The organism is Ramlibacter sp. (genome assembly GCA_019635435.1).
In the GTDB taxonomy this organism is placed as follows: Bacteria; Pseudomonadota; Gammaproteobacteria; order Burkholderiales; family Burkholderiaceae_C; genus JAHBZM01.
On the sequence record JAHBZM010000001.1, the window covers coordinates 1,902,994 to 1,917,873 of the forward strand.

The 14,880-nt window shown below is 63.6% G+C and carries 15 protein-coding genes; all 15 read left to right on the top strand.

Going from position 1 to position 14,880, the window contains the following annotated elements:
• Nucleotides 1–26 precede the first annotated feature (26 nt).
• The 15 genes from KF796_09160 (at nt 27) to KF796_09230 (ending at nt 14,875) form a co-directional block, all read left to right on the top strand.
• A complete protein-coding gene (locus KF796_09160) occupies nt 27–386 on the top strand; it encodes an NADH-quinone oxidoreductase subunit A (protein MBX3586803.1) in 360 nt (119 codons plus the stop codon).
• Between the two features lie 15 nt (nt 387–401).
• On the top strand, nt 402–881 hold the full coding sequence (locus tag KF796_09165; GenBank protein MBX3586804.1) for an NADH-quinone oxidoreductase subunit B: 480 nt from the start codon (nt 402–404) through the stop codon (nt 879–881).
• 12 nt (nt 882–893) lie between these two features.
• Entirely contained in the window at nt 894–1,511 is a 618-nt protein-coding gene (locus tag KF796_09170) for an NADH-quinone oxidoreductase subunit C (protein ID MBX3586805.1), read from the top strand.
• Between the two features lie 105 nt (nt 1,512–1,616).
• Nucleotides 1,617–2,870: an NADH-quinone oxidoreductase subunit D gene (locus tag KF796_09175; GenBank protein ID MBX3586806.1), complete on the top strand. Its 1,254-nt coding sequence runs from the start codon at nt 1,617–1,619 to the stop codon at nt 2,868–2,870.
• Nucleotides 2,867–3,352 carry an NADH-quinone oxidoreductase subunit NuoE gene (gene nuoE / locus KF796_09180; protein MBX3586807.1) on the top strand — a complete coding sequence of 162 codons (486 nt, stop codon included), beginning with the start codon at nt 2,867–2,869 and terminating at the stop codon, nt 3,350–3,352. The genes KF796_09175 and nuoE overlap by 4 nt, the downstream gene beginning before the upstream one ends.
• Nucleotides 3,349–4,701, top strand: a complete 1,353-nt coding sequence (gene nuoF, locus KF796_09185) for an NADH-quinone oxidoreductase subunit NuoF (protein MBX3586808.1) — start codon at nt 3,349–3,351, stop codon at nt 4,699–4,701. The genes nuoE and nuoF overlap by 4 nt, the downstream gene beginning before the upstream one ends.
• A 15-nt stretch (nt 4,702–4,716) precedes the next feature.
• Nucleotides 4,717–6,852, top strand: coding sequence for an NADH-quinone oxidoreductase subunit NuoG (gene nuoG / locus KF796_09190; GenBank protein ID MBX3586809.1), 2,136 nt, complete (start codon nt 4,717–4,719; stop codon nt 6,850–6,852).
• On the top strand, nt 6,849–7,925 hold the full coding sequence (gene nuoH / locus KF796_09195; protein MBX3586810.1) for an NADH-quinone oxidoreductase subunit NuoH: 1,077 nt from the start codon (nt 6,849–6,851) through the stop codon (nt 7,923–7,925). The genes nuoG and nuoH overlap by 4 nt, the downstream gene beginning before the upstream one ends.
• 15 nt (nt 7,926–7,940) lie before the next feature.
• Complete coding sequence (gene nuoI, locus KF796_09200; GenBank protein MBX3586811.1) at nt 7,941–8,462, top strand: NADH-quinone oxidoreductase subunit NuoI; 522 nt, start codon at nt 7,941–7,943, stop codon at nt 8,460–8,462.
• A 60-nt stretch (nt 8,463–8,522) separates the two neighbouring features.
• Nucleotides 8,523–9,194 carry an NADH-quinone oxidoreductase subunit J gene (locus KF796_09205; GenBank protein MBX3586812.1) on the top strand — a complete coding sequence of 224 codons (672 nt, stop codon included), beginning with the start codon at nt 8,523–8,525 and terminating at the stop codon, nt 9,192–9,194.
• A complete protein-coding gene (gene nuoK, locus KF796_09210; protein ID MBX3586813.1) occupies nt 9,191–9,499 on the top strand; it encodes an NADH-quinone oxidoreductase subunit NuoK in 309 nt (102 codons plus the stop codon). The genes KF796_09205 and nuoK overlap by 4 nt, the downstream gene beginning before the upstream one ends.
• An 8-nt stretch (nt 9,500–9,507) precedes the next feature.
• Nucleotides 9,508–11,553 carry an NADH-quinone oxidoreductase subunit L gene (nuoL, locus tag KF796_09215; protein ID MBX3586814.1) on the top strand — a complete coding sequence of 682 codons (2,046 nt, stop codon included), beginning with the start codon at nt 9,508–9,510 and terminating at the stop codon, nt 11,551–11,553.
• 13 nt (nt 11,554–11,566) lie between these two features.
• Entirely contained in the window at nt 11,567–13,042 is a 1,476-nt protein-coding gene (locus tag KF796_09220) for an NADH-quinone oxidoreductase subunit M (protein MBX3586815.1), read from the top strand.
• A 10-nt stretch (nt 13,043–13,052) separates the two neighbouring features.
• The gene (gene nuoN / locus KF796_09225; protein ID MBX3586816.1) at nt 13,053–14,555 is read left to right on the top strand and encodes an NADH-quinone oxidoreductase subunit NuoN; all 1,503 of its coding nucleotides are present in this window, start codon (nt 13,053–13,055) and stop codon (nt 14,553–14,555) included.
• 20 nt (nt 14,556–14,575) lie between these two features.
• Nucleotides 14,576–14,875: a DUF2818 family protein gene (locus KF796_09230; GenBank protein MBX3586817.1), complete on the top strand. Its 300-nt coding sequence runs from the start codon at nt 14,576–14,578 to the stop codon at nt 14,873–14,875.
• The last annotated feature ends 5 nt before the right edge of the window (nt 14,876–14,880 follow it).

Sequence of the window (14,880 nt, forward strand, 5' to 3'; positions counted from 1 at the left end):
GTTCAAGCGGTGGCCAGAACCTCAAGATGAACCTCGATCAGTACCTCCCTGTCCTTTTGTTCATCCTGGTTGGTGTTGGTGTTGGCGTGGTTCCGCAGGTGCTGGGCTATGTGCTCGGCCCGAACCGCCCCGACGCGCAGAAGAACTCCCCTTACGAATGCGGCTTCGAGGCCTTTGAAGACGCGCGCATGAAGTTCGATGTGCGCTACTACCTCGTGGCCATCCTGTTCATCCTGTTCGACCTCGAGATTGCGTTCCTCTTTCCCTGGGCTGTGGCCCTCAAGGACATTGGCGCCACCGGTTTCTGGGCCATGATGGTTTTTCTGGGCATCCTCGTCGTGGGCTTCGCCTACGAGTGGAAAAAGGGTGCCCTGGACTGGGAATAGCAAGGAAGTAGTGCCATGGCAATCGAAGGTATTCTCAAGGAAGGCGTCGTCACCACCACGGTGGATTCGGTGCTCAACTGGGCCAAGACCGGCTCCCTGTGGCCCATGACGTTCGGTCTGGCCTGCTGTGCGGTGGAGATGATGCACGCGGGCGCGGCCCGCTACGACATCGACCGCTTCGGCATGCTGTTTCGCCCCAGCCCGCGCCAGTCCGACCTGATGATCGTGGCGGGCACGCTGTGCAACAAGATGGCGCCGGCGCTGCGCAAGGTCTACGACCAGATGCCCGAGCCGCGCTGGGTGCTGTCCATGGGCTCCTGCGCCAACGGTGGCGGCTACTACCACTACAGCTACTCCGTGGTGCGCGGCTGCGACCGCATCGTCCCCGTGGATGTGTACGTGCCCGGTTGCCCGCCCACGGCCGAGGCCCTGCTGTACGGGATCATCCAGCTGCAGCAGAAGATCCGCCGCACCCAGACCATTGCGCGCGCCTGAGGGACAGAGTTGATGACCGATATTGCGATCAGCCCCGACACGCTCCGCCAGACCCTGGCCGACGTGCTCGGCGACAAGGCCCGCGACGTGAGCGTCCGTCTGGGCGAGGTGACCGTGGCGGTGGCCGCCGCCGACTACCTTGAGGTCGCGCTCCTGCTGCGCGATGCGCGTGGCTGCCAGTTCGAGCAGTTGATCGACCTGTGTGGCGTGGACTACTCCGACTACTCCGACTACGCCGAGGGCGCCTGGGAAGGGGCCCGCTACGCCGTGGTATGCCACCTGCTGTCCGTGAGCCTGAACCAGCGCGTGCGGCTCAAGGTGTTCGCGGCCGATGATGACCTGCCCGTCATCGCCTCGGTCAACGGCATCTGGAGTGCCGCCAACTGGTTCGAACGCGAGGCGTTCGACCTGTTTGGCATCGTGTTCGAAGGCCACGAGGATCTGCGCCGCCTGCTGACCGATTACGGTTTCATCGGCCATCCCTTCCGCAAGGACTTCCCGACCTCGGGCCACGTGGAGATGCGCTACGACCCCGAGCAGAAGCGGGTGATCTACCAGCCCGTGACGATCGAGCCGCGCGAGATCACGCCGCGCATCATCCGCGAAGACAACTACGGGGGTATCAAATGAACACCCCCGAAGCGGCCTGTGGCCGCCACCCTCTCAAGGGGGCAACACCAGTGGCCCGGCAAAGCCGGTTCCACGGTGTTCGCTTGAACAGTCCGGTGAACCAACATGGCTGAGATTAAAAATTACACGCTGAATTTCGGCCCCCAGCATCCGGCCGCCCACGGCGTTCTGCGCCTGGTGCTGGAGCTTGACGGCGAGGTCATCCAGCGCGCCGATCCGCACATCGGGCTGCTGCACCGAGCCACCGAGAAGCTGGCCGAAAGCAAGACCTACATCCAGTCGCTGCCCTACATGGACCGGCTCGACTACGTGTCCATGATGGCCAACGAGCACGCCTATTGCCTGGCCATCGAAAAGCTCATGGGCATCGAGGTGCCCGAGCGCGCGCAGTACATCCGTGTGATGTTCGCCGAGATCACCCGCCTGCTGAACCACCTGCTGTGGCTGGGTGCGCACGGGCTGGACTGCGGCGCCATGAACATGCTGATCTACTGCTTCCGCGAGCGGGAAGACCTGTTCGACATGTACGAAGCGGTTTCCGGCGCGCGCATGCACGCGGCCTATTTCCGGCCGGGCGGTGTCTACCGAGACCTGCCGGACAGCATGCCGCAATACAAGGTCAGCAAGGTCAAGAACCAGCGCGCGATCAACCAGCTCAACGAGAACCGCCAGGGCTCGCTGCTTGATTTCATCGAGGACTTCACCAGGCGCTTCCCCCACTACGTGGACGAGTACGAAACACTGCTCACCGACAACCGCATCTGGAAGCAGCGCACGGTCGGCATTGGTGTGGTCACGCCGGAGCGCGCGCTGAACCTGGGCTTCACCGGCGCGATGCTGCGGGGCTCGGGCGTGGCCTGGGACCTGCGCAAGAAGCAGCCCTACGACGTCTACGACCGCATGGACTTCGACATTCCCGTGGGCAAGACCGGCGACTGCTACGACCGCTACCTGGTGCGCGTCGAAGAGCTGCGCCAGTCCAACCGCATCATCCAGCAGTGCGTGGACTGGTTGCGCGTGAACCCGGGCCCCGTGATCACCGACAACCACAAGGTGGCGGCGCCCTCGCGCGAGTCGATGAAGTCCAACATGGAAGAGCTGATCCACCATTTCAAGCTCTTCACCGAAGGCTTCCACGTGCCCGAAGGCGAGGCCTACGCGGCCGTGGAGCACCCCAAGGGCGAGTTCGGCATCTACATCGTGAGCGACGGCGCCAACAAGCCTTACCGCCTCAAGATCCGCGCGCCCGGGTTCCCGCATCTGGCAGCGCTGGATGAAATGGGCCGCGGCCACATGATTGCCGATGCCGTGGCCATCATCGGCACCATGGACATTGTGTTCGGAGAGATTGACCGATGATTTCTGACGTAACGCGTGCGCGTTTTGACAAGGAGGTCGCCAAGTACCCCGGCGACCAGAAGCAGTCGGCCGTGATGGCCTGCCTGGCCATCATCCAGCAGGAGCAGGGCCACGTCAGCATCGAGAGCGAACGCCTCGTGGCCGAGTACCTGGGCATGCCCGCGATCGCCGTGCATGAGGTCACGACCTTCTACAACATGTACAACCAGCAGCCGGTGGGCAAGTACAAGCTCAACGTCTGCACCAACCTGCCTTGCCAGCTGCGCGACGGCCAGAAGGCCCTCAACCATCTGTGCCACAAGCTCGGCGTCGAGATGGGCGGCACCACGGCCGATGGCCTGTTCACCGTGCAGCAGAGCGAGTGCCTGGGCGCCTGCGCCGACGCGCCCGTGATGCTGGTCAATGACCGCACCATGTGCAGCTTCATGAGCGACGACAAGCTCGACCAGTTGATCGACGGACTCAAGGGGGCCACCGCATGAATGCCGATCAGGTGCTCGCGCAGTTCCAGGCCACCGGGGTCCAGACCTGCTTTCACAACCGCCACATCAATCCGCAGATCTACGCGGACCTGAACGGCTCCAACTGGCGCCTGAAGGACTACGAGGCACGCGGCGGCTACCAGGCGCTGCGCAAGATCCTGCTGGGCGCCGATGGCGCCGAGCCCATGACGCAGGACCAGGTGATTGCCACGGTGAAGGAATCGGCCCTGCGCGGCCGCGGCGGCGCAGGTTTTCCCACCGGCCTCAAATGGAGCTTCATGCCGCGCCAGTTCCCGGGGCAGAAGTACCTGGTCTGCAACTCCGATGAAGGCGAGCCCGGCACCTGCAAGGACCGGGACATTCTTGAATTCAACCCGCACATCGTGATCGAGGGCATGGCCATCGCGGCCTTTGCCATGGGCATCTCGGTGGGCTACAACTACATCCACGGCGAGATCTTCCAGACCTACGAACGGTTTGAAGAGGCGCTGGAGGAGGCCCGTGCAGCCGGCCTGCTGGGCAACAACATCCTGGGCAGCAACTTCAGCTTCCAGCTGCACGCCTTCCATGGCTTTGGCGCCTACATCTGCGGCGAGGAAACCGCGCTGCTCGAGTCGCTTGAAGGCAAGAAGGGCCAGCCGCGCTTCAAGCCGCCGTTTCCCGCGAGCTTTGGCCTCTATGGCAAGCCAACCACCATCAACAACACCGAGACCTTCGCGGCCGTGCCCTGGATCATCCGCAACGGCGGCCAGGCCTACCTCGAGATCGGCAAGCCCAACAATGGCGGCACCAAGATCTACTCGGTGTCGGGTGATGTGGAGTTGCCGGGCAACTATGAAATCCCGCTGGGCACCCCCTTCAGCAAGCTGCTGGAGCTTGCCGGGGGTGTTCGCAAGGGGCGCACGCTCAAGGCCGTGATCCCGGGCGGTTCGTCGGCCCCGGTGCTGCCCGCGCACATCATGATGGAGTGCACGATGGACTACGACTCCATCGCCAAGGCCGGCTCCATGCTGGGCTCGGGCGCCGTCATCGTGATGGACGACTCGCGCTGCATGGTGGAGTCGCTCAAGCGCCTGTCTTACTTCTACATGCACGAGTCCTGTGGCCAGTGCACACCCTGCCGCGAAGGCACGGGCTGGCTGTGGCGCGTGGTCGACCGCATCCACAAGGGCCAGGGCCGGCCGGCTGACATGGACCTGCTCAATTCGGTGGCCGACAACATCCAGGGCCGCACGATCTGCGCACTGGGTGACGCCGCGGCCATGCCGGTGCGCGCGATGATCAAGCATTTCCGCCCCGAATTCGAGGCACTGATCAACAAGGCTCAGCCCGCGGCTGTCCAGGCCTGAGGCGGAACAGGAACTATGGTTGAAATCGAACTCGACGGCCAGAAGGTGGAAATCACCGAGGGCAGCATGATCATGCATGCGGCCGACAAGGCGGGCACCTATATCCCGCACTTCTGCTATCACAAGAAGCTGTCCATTGCCGCCAACTGCCGCATGTGCCTGGTGGACGTGGAGAAGGCGCCCAAGCCGATGCCGGCCTGCGCGACGCCCGTCACGCAGGGCATGATCGTGCGCACCAAGAGCGACAAGGCCATCAAGGCCCAGCAGTCGGTCATGGAGTTCCTGCTGATCAACCACCCGCTGGACTGCCCCATCTGTGACCAGGGCGGTGAGTGCCAGCTGCAGGATCTGGCCGTGGGATATGGCGGCTCTTCCTCGCGCTACGAAGAAGAAAAGCGCGTGGTGTTCCACAAGGACGTGGGCCCGCTGGTCTCGATGGAAGAGATGAGCCGCTGCATTCACTGCACCCGTTGCGTGCGCTTTGGCCAGGAAGTGGCCGGCGTGATGGAGCTGGGCATGATCCATCGCGGCGAGCACTCCGAGATCACCACCATCGTCAGCGACACGGTGGACTCCGAGCTCTCGGGCAACATGATTGACATCTGCCCGGTGGGCGCGCTCACGAGCAAGCCGTTCCGCTACAGCGCGCGCACATGGGAACTGAGCCGGCGCAAGTCGGTCAGCCCGCACGACTCCACGGGCGCCAACCTGGTGGTGCAGGTCAAGAACAACAAGGTCATGCGCGTCGTTCCGCTCGAGAACGAAGACGTCAATGAATGCTGGATTGCCGACCGCGACCGCTTCTCTTACGAAGCACTGAACAGCACCGAACGCCTCACCGCGCCCATGCTCAAGCAGGGCGGCGAGTGGAAGACCGTCGACTGGCAGACCGCGCTCGAATACGTGGCCAACGGGCTCAAGCAGATCAAGGCCGACCATGGCGCCGCGAGCATTGGTGTGCTCGCAAGCCCCCACAGCACGCTGGAAGAGCTCCACCTGGCCGGTTCGCTGATGCGTGGCCTGGGCAGCCAGAACATCGACCACCGCCTGCGCCATGCCGAATTCGCGCCTGCGGATGGCGCGCGCTGGCTCGGCATGCCGGTGGCGGCACTTTCGGGGTTGCAGCGGGTGCTGGTCGTCGGCTCCAGCCTGCGCAAGGACCATCCGCTGTTCGCCCAGCGCATTCGCCAGGCGGTCAAGAAGGGCTGCAAGGTCTCCGCGGTGAACGCGGCGGTTCAGGACTGGGCCATGCCCGTGGCCCATACGCTGGTGGCAGCTGCGACCGACTGGGCGCAGGCGCTGGCCGATGTCGCCGCCGCCGTGGCCGCAGAGAAGGGCGTTGAGGCCCCGGCCGCCGGCACGGTAACGGACACCGCCCGCGAGATCGCCAGGTCATTGCTGGGCGGTGAGCGCAAGGCGGTGCTGCTGGGCAACGCGGCGGCGCACCATGCCCGGGCGTCCAGCCTGCTGGCGCTGGCCCAGTGGATTGGCGGCCAGACCGGCGCCACGGTGGGCTATCTGACCGAAGCCGCCAACACGGTTGGCGCGCAGGTGGTGGGCGCCATGCCCGGCGCCGGCGGATTGAACGCCGGCCAGATGCTCGGTGGCGCGCTCAAGGCCGTGCTGCTGCTCAACACCGAACCCGAATTTGACTCGGCAGCCGGTGCCCAGGCCGCTGCGGCGCTGGGCCAGGCCGGGATGGTCGTAACGCTGAGCCCGTTCAAGGCCAATCTGGCATTCAGCGACGTGCTGCTACCGGTCGCACCATTCACGGAAACCTCCGGCACCTTCGTCAATGCCGAAGGCCGCGTGCAGGGGTTCCATGCCGTCGTCAAACCACTCGCCGAAACCCGGCCTGCCTGGAAAGTGCTGCGCGTGCTCGCCAACCTGCTGGGCGTCCAGGGCTTTGAGTTTGAGTCGTCCCAGGAGGTGCTGGCCCATGCGCGCGGCGCCCAGAACGCCGGCGAGACCCATGTTCCCGCGGGCAAGCTCAGCAATCTCACCACAGCGGCCATCGACGTGCTGCCTGTGGCCGGTGTCCCGGCAACGGCATCCATCTACCAGCTGGACGGCATCGTGCGCCGCGCGGAATCGCTGCAACGCACCGCCGACGCGCGCAATGCCCGCGCGGCCGAGGAGGCAGCGGCATGATCGACGCGATCTACAACACGGGCCTGGGCCTGTTTGGCGGCGGCTGGTGGTCGGGCCTGGCCTGGCCGGTCATCTGGAACCTGATCAAGATCGTGGTGGTGGTGCTGCCGCTCATGGGCGCCGTGGCCTACCTCACGCTGTGGGAACGCAAGGCCATTGGCTTCACGCAGATCCGCCTGGGGCCCAACCGCATCGGGCCGCTGGGCCTGCTGCAGCCCATTGCCGACGCGCTCAAGCTGCTGACCAAGGAAATCATTGCGCCCACGGTGGCCAACAAGGGGCTGTTCTTCCTGGGCCCCATCATGACCATCATGCCGGCGCTCGCGGCCTGGGTGGTGATCCCGTTCGGCCCCGATGTGGCGCTGGCCAACATCAATGCCGGCCTGCTGTTCCTGATGGCCATCACTTCGCTCGAGGTCTATGGCGTGATCATCGCGGGCTGGGCCTCCAACTCCAAATATGCGTTCCTGGGCGCGCTGCGGGCTTCGGCCCAGATGGTGAGCTATGAAATCGCCATGGGCTTCTGCCTGGTGGTGGTGCTCATGGTCTCGGCCAGCCTCAACATGACCGACATCGTGATGGGGCAGGGCAAGGGGCTGTTCGCCGAAAAGGGCGTCGGCTTCCTGTCGTGGAACTGGTTGCCCTTGCTGCCGATCTTCGTCGTGTATTTCGTCTCCGGCCTGGCCGAGACCAACCGCCATCCGTTCGACGTGGTCGAGGGCGAGTCCGAGATCGTGGCGGGCCACATGATCGAGTACTCGGGCATGAGCTTCGCCATGTTCTTCCTGGCTGAATACGCCAACATGTGGCTGGTCTCCATCCTCGCCGTGATCATGTTCCTGGGCGGCTGGCTGCCTCCTTTCGCCTTCCTCGACTTCATCCCGGGCTGGATCTGGCTCGGCATCAAGACCTTCTGCGTGGTCACGATGTTCCTGTGGGTCCGTTCGACCTTTCCGCGCTACCGCTATGACCAGATCATGCGTCTGGGCTGGAAGATCTTCATCCCGGTCACGCTGGTGTGGCTGGTGGTGGTGGGCGCCTGGATGCAGACCCCGTTCAATATCTGGAAGTAGATCGGAAAACTCACCATGTCTACCCAAACCGCTGCCGTCCAGCCTTCGGCTTTCTCGCTCAAGGACTTCCTGTCCAGCTTCATGCTGATCGAGCTCTTCAAGGGCCTGGCCATCACGGGCAAGTACGCCTTCAGCCGCAAGATCACGGTGCAGTTTCCGGAAGAAAAAACGCCGATGTCGCCGCGCTTTCGCGGACTGCACGCGCTGCGCCGCTATGAGAACGGCGAGGAGCGTTGCATTGCCTGCAAGCTGTGCGAGGCGGTCTGCCCGGCCATGGCCATCACCATTGAGTCCGATGTGCGCGACGACGGCTCGCGCCGCACCACGCGCTACGACATCGACCTGACCAAATGCATCTTCTGCGGCTTCTGCGAGGAGAGCTGCCCGGTGGATTCCATTGTCGAGACCCACATCCTCGAGTACCACGGTGAGAAGCGGGGCGACCTGTACTTCACCAAGGACATGCTGCTCGCCGTGGGCGACCGCTACGAAAACGAAATTGCCGCGGCCAAGGCGGCCGACGCCAAGTACCGCTGAAATGGTCCGCTGACCCTGTTTTCACAGACACGGCCCAGACCCAACGAAAAGAAACGCCCCATGGACGTCAAGACCGGTCTCTTTTACCTGTTCGCGGCAGTGCTGCTGTTCGCGGCTTTCCGCGTGATCACCGCGCGCAACCCCGTGTATGCCGCGCTCTACCTTGTGCTGGCCTTCTTCCAGGCGGCCGCGATGTGGATCCTGCTCAAGGCCGAGTTCCTGGCGATTTCGCTGGTTCTGGTCTATGTGGGCGCGGTGATGGTGCTGTTCCTGTTCGTCGTGATGATGCTGGACATCAACGTTGACAGCCTGCGCCAGAACTTCTGGAAGCATTTCCCGCTGGCGGCGACCGTGGGGGCATTGATCGCCCTGGAGATGGCCGCCGTCCTGATGGGGGGCTTCCGCGTGGCGGACGAGCCCAAGGCGCCCGCGGCCGTCGCGCAGGCGGCGGGGCAGGCCGTGGCCCAGGTGTCCAACACCCGTGAACTGGGCAAGCTGCTGTATTCGCAGTACCTGTATCCGCTGGAGATCGCCGCCGTGATCCTGCTGGTGGCCATGATTGCCGCGATCGCACTGACGCTGCGCCAGCGCAAGGACAGCAAGCACATGGACCCGTCCGAGCAGGTGCGCGTCAAGGCCCGCGACCGCATGGAACTGATCAAGGTGGCGCCCACCCGCGCGGCCGCCAGCCCTGCGGCGCCCGAGGCGCCTGCGATGGAGAAGAAGGCATGACGCTGACCCTGGGACATTTTCTTTCGGTGGGTGCGATCCTGTTCGCGCTGTCGGTGATCGGGATCTTCCTGAATCGCAAGAACCTGATCGTCCTGCTGATGGCCATCGAGCTGATGCTGCTGGCCGTCAACATGAACTTCGTGGCCTTCTCCCATTACATGGGTGACATGCACGGCCAGGTGTTCGTTTTCTTCATCCTCACGGTGGCGGCCGCCGAATCGGCCATTGGCCTGGCGATCCTGGTGCTGCTGTTCCGCAACAAGTCCAGCATCAACGTGGACGAACTCAACACGCTCAAGGGTTAAAACTACAAATGAGCCAAACCCTCAACGCATCAACCCTGCTGGCGGTGCCGCTGGCACCCCTGGTGGGTGCCGTGCTGGCCGGCATCTTTGGAACCACGTTCGGCGGCAACCGCATTGGCCGCCGCCTCTCGCACACGCTCACGATCCTCGGCGTGCTGGTGGCCTTCATCATCTCGGCGATGACGCTCAGGAGCGTGGCCATTGACGGAGCCCGCCTCAATGAAACGCTCTACACCTGGATGGTGGTGGGCGGCCTGAAGATGGAAGTGGGCTTCCTCATCGACGGGCTGACCGCCATGATGATGTGCGTGGTGACCTTCGTGTCGCTGATGGTGCACATCTACACCATCGGCTACATGGAAGAAGACGAGGGCTACAACCGCTTCTTTGCCTACATCTCGCTGTTCACCTTCTCCATGCTGATGCTCGTCATGAGCAACAACTTCCTGCAGCTGTTCTTCGGCTGGGAAGCAGTGGGCCTGGTGTCGTACCTGCTGATCGGCTTCTGGTTCAACAAGCCCACGGCGATCTTCGCCAACATGAAGGCGTTCCTGGTCAACCGCGTGGGGGACTTCGGCTTCATCCTGGGCATTGGCCTGATCGCCGCCTACGCGGGCACGCTGAGCTACAGCGAGGCGTTTGCCAAGTCAGGTGAACTGGCCCAACTCACCATGCCCGGCACGGGCTGGATGCTGATCACCGTGATCTGCATCTGCCTGTTCATCGGCGCCATGGGCAAGAGCGCGCAGTTCCCGCTGCATGTGTGGCTGCCTGACTCCATGGAAGGCCCCACGCCCATCTCCGCGCTGATTCACGCCGCGACCATGGTGACCGCGGGCATTTTCATGGTGGCGCGCATGTCGCCACTGTTTGAACTCAGCGACACCGCGTTGAGCTTCATCCTGGTCATTGGCGCCATCACCGCGCTGTTCATGGGCTTCCTGGGCATCATCCAGAACGACATCAAGCGCGTGGTCGCTTATTCCACCTTGTCGCAACTCGGCTACATGACGGTGGCGCTGGGCGCCTCGGCCTATTCCGTGGCGGTGTTCCACCTGATGACGCACGCGTTCTTCAAGGCGCTGCTGTTCCTGGCGGCGGGCTCGGTCATCATCGGCATGCACCACAACCAGGACATCCGCTGGATGGGCGGCGTGCGCAAGTACATGCCCATCACCTGGATCACCTCGCTGCTGGGCTCGCTGGCCCTGATCGGCACGCCGCTGTTCGCGGGCTTCTATTCCAAGGACAGCATCATCGAGGCCGTGGCGGAAAGCCACCTGCCCGGTGCCGGTTTCGCCCACTTTGCCGTGCTGGCCGGTGTGTTCATCACGGCCTTCTATTCGTTCCGCCTGTATTTCCTGGTGTTCCACGGCAAGGAGCGGTTCGACCAGAACCCCGATGCCCACCATGGCCATGACGACCATGGTCACGGCCACGAAGAGCACCACGAGCCTCATGAGTCGCCCTGGGTGGTGACCGCGCCGCTGCTGCTGCTGGCCATCCCTTCCGTGGTGATTGGCTTCATGACCATCCAGCCCATGCTGTTTGGTGACTTCTTCAAGGACGCGATCTTCGTGAACGCCGAGAAGCACCATGCCATGGAGGAACTGGCCACGATGTTCCATGGCCCGGTGCAGATGGCCCTGCATGCGCTCACGTCGGCACCGTTCTGGCTGGCACTGGCCGGCGTCGCGTCGTCGTATTACCTGTACATGGTCAATCCGGCGCTGCCCGCTGCGATCCAGGCGCGCGTGCAGCCGCTGTACACGCTGCTTGAGAACAAGTACTACATGGACTGGTTCAACGAGAACGTGCTGGCGCGTGGCGCCCGTGCCCTGGGCACCGGGTTGTGGAAGGGCGGCGACCAGAACTTCATCGACGGCGCCCTGGTCAACGGCTCCTGGAAAGTGGTGCGCTGGGTGTCCGGCATGGTTCGCTGGTTCCAGACGGGTTACCTGTACCACTATGCGCTGGTCATGCTGCTGGGCGTGGTGGGCCTCATGTCGTACTTCATCAGCGGGCCGATGCTGATCGAGTGGCTCAACAAGTAGGAGAACAAGAAAAATGGGATTGTTGAGCCTTGCCATCTGGACGCCGATCTTTTTCGGCGTGGTGCTGCTGGCGCTGGGCCGTGACGAACACGCGAAGGCCGTGCGCTGGTTCGCGCTGGTCGGCGCGGTTGTCAGCCTGCTGGTCACGCTGCCGCTGTACGACGCGTTCAAGCTTGGCACCTCGGCCATGCAGTTTGTCGAACTGGGGCCGTGGATCGAGCGTTTCAATGTCAACTACCACCTGGGCGTGGACGGCATTTCGTTCTGGTTCGTGCTGCTCACGGCGTTCATCAACGTGGTGGTGATCATCGCGGGCTGGGAGGTCATCACCGAGCGCGTCAACCAGTACATGGGCGCCTTCCTGATCCTCAGCGGGCTCATGATCGGCGTGTTCTGCGCGCTGGACGGCATCCTGTTCTATGTGTTCTTCGAGGCCACGCTGATCCCGATGTACCTGATCATCGGCATCTGGGGCGGCCCGAACAAGATCTACGCGGCGTTCAAGTTCTTCCTGTACACGCTGCTGGGCTCGCTGCTGATGCTGATCGCGCTGATCTTCCTGTACACCAAGTCGGGTGGCAGTTTCGACATCCTGACCTGGCACAAGCTGCCGCTGTCGGGCACGGCGCAGACGCTGTTGTTCTTTGCGTTCTTCGCGGCCTTTGCCGTCAAGGTGCCGATGTGGCCGGTGCACACCTGGCTGCCCGACGTGCACGTCGAAGCCCCCACGGGCGGTTCTGCCGTGCTGGCGGCCATCATGCTCAAGCTCGGGGCCTATGGCTTCCTGCGCTTTTCCATGCCGATCGCGCCCGACGCCGCGCGCGAATGGGCCTGGCTCATGATCGCGCTGTCGCTGATTGCGGTGATCTATGTGGGCCTGGTGGCCATGGTCCAGCAGGACATGAAGAAGCTGGTGGCCTACTCGTCGGTGGCGCACATGGGTTTTGTCACGCTGGGTTTCTTCATCTTCAATGACCTCGGCGTGGCCGGCGGCCTGGTGCAGATGATTGCGCACGGCTTTGTCTCGGGCGCCATGTTCCTGTGCATTGGCGTGCTCTACGACCGCGTGCATTCGCGGCAGATCGCCAGCTATGGCGGCGTGGTCAACACCATGCCCAAGTTTGCGGCGTTTGCCTTGCTGTTTGCCATGGCCAACTGCGGCTTGCCGGCCACGGCGGGCTTTGTGGGCGAGTGGATGGTGATCCTCGGCGCCGTCAAGGCCAACTTCTGGCTGGGCCTGGCAGCGGCCACCGCCCTGATTTTTGGCGCGGCCTACACGCTGTGGATGTACAAGCGCGTCTACCTCGGCCCCGTGGTCAATGACGAGGTGCGTGGCCTCACCGACATCAATGCGCGCGAGTTCCTGATGCTGTCGCTGCTGGCGGTGGCCGTGCTGTACATGGGCATCTACCCCTTCCCGTTCACCCAGATCATGGACGCGTCGGTGGCCGATTTCCTCAAGCACGTCGCGCAGTCCAAACTGAATTGAGAGCCTGGCAATGATTGACAAGATCAGTTGGATCACCGTTTACCCCGAGGCGCTGCTGCTGGTCATGGCCTGCGTGATCGCGCTGCTGGACCTGCGCGTCACCAGCCCGCGGCGCAACACCACCTATGTGCTCACGCTCATCACGCTGGGCGTGGTGGCGGCGCTGCAGGCCCTGTATGCCCTGGGCGGCGAAACGCTGCGCGGCTTTGGCAACATGGTGCTGAGCGACCCCATGGGCAACTGGCTCAAGTGCTTTGCCGCGCTGGCCATGATGGTGACGCTGGTGTACGGCCGCCCCTACGCGGCTGACCGCGACATGCTGCGCGGCGGCGAGATGTTTACGCTCGCCATGTTCTCGCTGCTCGGCATCTTCGTGATGATCTCGGGCAACCACTTCCTGGTGATCTACCTGGGCCTGGAACTGCTGACGCTGTCGAGCTACGCGCTGGTGGCGCTGCGCCGCGACCACGCCACGTCGACAGAAGCCGCCATGAAATACTTCGTGCTCGGCGCGATGGCCAGCGGCTTCCTGCTGTACGGCCTGTCCATGCTCTACGGCGCCACCGGCTCGCTGGACATCACCGCGGTCTTCAAGGCCATCAACTCGGGCCAGATCAAGCACCAGGTGCTGCTGTTCGGCCTGGTGTTCATCGTCTCGGGCCTGGCGTTCAAGCTCGGCGTGGTGCCGTTCCACATGTGGATTCCCGACGTCTACCAGGGCGCCCCGACCGCCGTCACGCTGATGATCGGTGGCGCGCCCAAGCTCGCGGCATTTGCCATCTGCATCCGCCTGCTGGTCGAGGGCATGCTCACGCTCGCGCCGGACTGGCAGCAGATGCTGATGGTGCTCTCGGTGGGCTCGCTGCTGGTGGGTAACCTCGCGGCCATTGCGCAGACCAACCTCAAGCGCATGCTGGCCTATTCGACTATTTCGCAAATGGGCTTCGTGCTGCTGGGCCTGCTGTCAGGCGTGGTCAATGGCAACGTGAATTCGGCCGCCAATGCCTACAGCTCGTCGATGTTCTACGTCATCACCTATGTGCTGACCACGCTGGCGAGCTTCGGCATCATCCTGCTGCTGGCGCGCGAGGGCTTTGAAAGCGAGGAGATCACCGACCTCGCCGGCCTCAACCAGCGCAGCCCGCTGTTTGCCGGCGTCATGGCGATCTGCATGTTCTCGCTGGCCGGTGTGCCGCCGCTGGTCGGCTTCTATGCCAAGCTGTCGGTGCTGCAGTCGCTGGTGGCATCGGGCCAGGGCGGGTATGTCGGGCTGGCGGTGTTCGCCGTGGTGATGTCGCTGATCGGCGCGTTCTACTACCTGCGCGTGGTCAAGGTCATGTACTTTGACGCGCCCATCACGGCCACCACCGTGTCGGCGCCGGCCGATGTGCGCGCCGTGCTGTCCATCAACGGCCTGCTGATCCTGGTGCTCGGCATCCTGCCGGGCGGGCTCATGACGCTGTGCGCCGATGCCATCGTGCGTTTGCCCATCCTCAAGATGGTCGTTCACTGAGGCGTTGGCCCGCTGCTGACGTGTCCCAAACTGCCTCGGTCTGGCTTGTGATCCTGGTGGCGCTGTGCGCCGCCAACCTGCCGTTTCTCACGCAACGCCTGCTGCTGGTGGTGCCCCTGGCCCAGCCCAAGAACCTGGCCATGCGTCTGGGTGAACTGGTGGTGCTGTACTTCGTGGTTGGCGGCCTGGGCCTGCTGCTCGAAAAGCACGCCGGCCAGATCGCGCCCCAGGGCTGGGAGTTCTATGCCGTGACGGGCGCGCTGTTCATCACACTGGCCTTTCCCGGCTTTGTCTGGCGCTACCTCGTCAAGCACCGCTGACATGG